Raw genomic sequence first — 3,138 nt, 5'->3', positions numbered from 1 at the left:
CTGAGGTGCGATTTATGCAGGACGATCAGTATGGTGGAGACTGTTATTCTAGAGCGGATATTCATACGTGAAGCAGCGAATGGCCGTTGAGAGCCCACACTGTGAATTCGATTTTGTGCTGTGTGCGCTCGCAGCGAGGAAATTTCTAAAACAGCGTAAATCTCTCCGCTGCTGCGCGGTGAGAAAACCGGTCGTTCATGTTAACCATAGCGGAAAAGAAACACCCAAGCGTCATCCAACCGGACTGGACTTCGGATTCCGACAACCTCGCTTAAGAAATTCGGGAGCGACTCTCTGGTTCATGTAGGATAGGAGGCGATGATCTCGAAAGTTTAGGTTTCTGAGCGATCGCGCATTGAGAGCCGCAGATTGGCTCTGACGACTGCCTACTCCTCAAAAATTTCTTCAAGGATTATACCAATGACCGACGACAACCGCGACAAGTCAAAAACCCATTACATTTGTCAAACCTATGTCGAGGCCAAGGGGACAAAGGGCGCACCATCGGGTGTGAAAATTGACAAACAGTTCCAGTATACGACGGCAGAAGAAGCCGAAAGCCGGGCGGAACGTGCGAGCCAATCGCCTGATTGCGCGGGTGCGGATGCCTATATGATCATCGAGGACCCAAGTTCGGGCGAGATAAGTGCGCCTACGTTTCTTGTCCGGATCGGAAATGTGCCAGAATTCGACGATTTTTAACGGGCCACTGCGACGCTACCGGTAAGGCGTTTCATCTGAACGCAGGTCCATGGGCCCAGAGCGTCAATGAATGGCGTACGCCGAGTTGTACGGGAACCACCTGATGAAGCGCGAAGCTGGGGAAGATGCTGACACACCCTTGGGCGCGGCTGGCAGACAAGACCTGAGCACTTGGCATAACCTCTAAATCGCCGCCTTCATACGAGCTTGCCAAGCTAAGCTGTAGCACCAATGTGAGCTTGCGTTTGCGTGCCACGGGGCCATCGCCGATGTCAGAATGCCAGGCAAAATGACCGCCGTCAGAGGCCTTGTAACTTGCGACTTGCGGGCTTTCGGCAAACTCGCGCAGGTCAAAATCAAATTGGTCGACATTGGATTTCCGGACAATCTCGATCAGGCGATCCATGACCCAGCCCAGCCCGTCGACGTCATCCACCCAGACCAGTTTTGCACGGCGCATAGACTGGTCCTTTGTCTGGCCCACAAGCATCGCATCTTTGGACGGGGCAGCGGTGATGGCTGCAATGATACGCTCACACTCGCCCGAGCTGAACGCTTCTGGCTTGGAGTAAAGTGCAATCATGTGGGTCACCTTTTATCAGACAAATGGGGTGGACGCCGAATAGAGGCCGCAAACCTGCGGGTGGTCTCAGTGTGGTTGATTTCGGGCGTGGGATTGCGCCATAACCATCTGTTTGATTTTGGTGGACGATGTGCGCGGGTTGTAGCGCACCTGCGCGATCTCTTTACCCATCTCTTTCAAATAGGCATCGACATCAAGGTTGTGGGACTTGGTGCCCCAATCTTCGCCAATCACGAAGATATCGGCACCGACAGCTATGCAGCCCGAAACGTATTCCAGCGCGTGATAAGGGCGTACAATGTCGACACAACTGAGGGCTTCAAGCATCTCAACCCGTTGTTCCAATGGGACAACCGGAACATTGGGCTTGTAGAGGTTCACAACCTCATCAGAGGCTACGCCGACGGCCAAAGTATCGCCCAAAGATTTGCAGTGTTTCAACAATGCCAAATGGCCAACATGAAGTAGGTCAAACGTGCCAACGGTATAGACGATCATTTTCGCTTTATCCTTTTGCCCACCCGTCATCGGTGGTAGCACACGGCATCTGAATGCGCGTGTGCGTGAATATCGTTCAGATGTTTCAAACAACTAAGCTGAGATATCTCCAGGCTTTCAGAAGCTCGGAGTCGATTTACGTTTTGAAACGGCGCGTTTCAAATGCACTCAGAATGGAAAGCCGAGATTACCTGTTAAATGTTAACAAGGTGTCAGTTCTCTTAACTCAAAGGATGTCTCATGACAATCGAAAACGCTGCCACGCCGAACCCGCCGATCCTGTCCTACATCAAAGATCTGCCCAACATCTGTTCGCTTGCGGGCTTGGGTTGTTCGCTGCTGGCGATCTATTTTCTGATTATCGGGCTGTATCCAACGGCGATGATCGGCATGATCTGGGCTGTCGGATTTGATTGGGCCGATGGATTGATTGCGCGCAAAATGAAGGGCCGCACGGGGGATGATCGGGCCTTTGGCGGCACGCTTGATCTGCTGATCGACATTGTTAGTTACGGCGTGACGCCCGCCATTCTCATCCTGAGTTACGCCGAATTCAGTGCCGCGTTTCTGCCCGTTGTGTTTGTGACGTTGATCTTTGGCGCGATCCGACTGAGCTATTTCAGCACCTTCGGGCTGTCAGGCGATGCTAAATATACAGGGCTTGCGATTGACAACAACAGCATCATCCTTGTCTTCATCGTCATGTTCGCGGGATACTTTGAGCGCCCGACTTTTGCGATCATTCTAGCGTTGTGTGGTCTGTGTCTTGCGGGACTTAATGTCTCTCAGATCAAGACACCGAAACTGTCTGGAAATCCCATCAATGTGATCATTCTTGCGATTTATACGTTTTGCGTGACCCTGTTTTACGGCTGGTCCATGCTGCAAGCGTAGTTTGAAAATTTTTACGCGTTGGATTGATAACTCTCGTCCAACGACGCGCACCCTTATCGGCGATGCTGCTTCTGACGTAAATGCGAGCAACGGCAGCAATGGCGGCTCCTTTCTTGTCGGATCCAACTGTAGTGAAAGAACGGTTTCAGATTCGCTGATCATTACTGATTTCGACGGCCGCTTCGGTGATTTGCGTTGCGTTGCGACAAGGGTTTTGCCGCCTGCGCAAAGGAATGCTGCGTGAGCGAAATTGAAAAACCCAAGGTTGGTTTTGTCCGCGTTGTGTGAGTTCAGACAAGCCGAAGCGAAGGGCACGTATTCCCGAACCAGTCTTTGGTGCATAACGCGGCTAAGGTCGGCTGGGTGCGGAGTGATCAGCTATCGGGTAGGGGTAGGGTGACGCATGTGACGCTTCTTCTTACTGCGCGCTCTATTCAAAAAAACATATTTTCTAATGAATA

4 protein-coding genes are annotated in these 3,138 nt (G+C 51.7%); 2 read left to right on the top strand and 2 right to left on the bottom strand.

Features of this window, described 5'->3' with window-relative positions:
• Positions 1 to 420 precede the first annotated feature (420 nt).
• Complete coding sequence (locus tag QZ280_RS08545) at positions 421 to 702, top strand: hypothetical protein (RefSeq protein WP_293442638.1); 282 nt, start codon at positions 421 to 423, stop codon at positions 700 to 702.
• Positions 703 to 733: 31 nt separating this feature from the next.
• Here the strand turns inward: QZ280_RS08545 and QZ280_RS08540 are convergent, their stop codons facing one another.
• On the bottom strand, positions 734 to 1,285 hold the full coding sequence (locus QZ280_RS08540; protein WP_293442635.1) for a 2OG-Fe(II) oxygenase: 552 nt from the start codon (positions 1,283 to 1,285) through the stop codon (positions 734 to 736).
• A gap of 66 nt (positions 1,286 to 1,351) precedes the next feature.
• Positions 1,352 to 1,783, bottom strand: coding sequence for an adenylyltransferase/cytidyltransferase family protein (locus QZ280_RS08535; protein ID WP_293442632.1), 432 nt, complete (start codon positions 1,781 to 1,783; stop codon positions 1,352 to 1,354).
• A 240-nt stretch (positions 1,784 to 2,023) separates the two neighbouring features.
• Here QZ280_RS08535 and QZ280_RS08530 point away from each other — a divergent pair, with 240 nt between their 5' ends.
• Positions 2,024 to 2,677 (top strand): CDP-alcohol phosphatidyltransferase family protein, encoded by a 654-nt coding sequence (locus QZ280_RS08530; RefSeq protein WP_293442629.1) that lies wholly within the window; start codon positions 2,024 to 2,026, stop codon positions 2,675 to 2,677.
• Positions 2,678 to 3,138: the final 461 nt, after the last annotated feature.

The sequence above is a fragment of the Planktotalea sp. genome, assembly GCF_018607995.1.
In the GTDB taxonomy this organism is placed as follows: domain Bacteria; phylum Pseudomonadota; class Alphaproteobacteria; order Rhodobacterales; family Rhodobacteraceae; genus Planktotalea.
Note: the sequence above shows the minus strand (reverse complement) of the source record. Positions and strands in the feature narration are given on the sequence as shown.